This is a genomic window from Halorubrum sp. SS7, from assembly GCF_005435055.1.
GTDB classification, from domain to species: Archaea; Halobacteriota; Halobacteria; order Halobacteriales; family Haloferacaceae; genus Halorubrum; species Halorubrum salinarum.
Genome location: NZ_SGXV01000765.1, coordinates 1 through 214 on the forward strand (window position 1 = coordinate 1; position 214 = coordinate 214).

General features: G+C 65.4%; 1 pseudogene. It reads right to left on the bottom strand.

The window, feature by feature from the left end:
- Nucleotides 1–214: pseudogene (locus EXE44_RS19860) on the bottom strand (ABC transporter permease); the annotation flags it as partial.

Here is a 214-nt window from a genome sequence, read left to right on the forward strand (position 1 = left end):
GGATCCAGCCGGGGAGCGCTCCGAGCGGGAGGAACGCGCTCGACAAGAACAGGAGGGGGAACTGCAACAGGTTCGCGCCGATGATCGTCGACTCCTGATCGCGTGTGAGAAGCGCTAACGCGTTCGAGAAGGCGACGAACCACAGCGAAAACAGGATCCCGACGGCAACGATGCCGACGACGCCGACCACCCCGCTGACCACCTCGGCGCCGAG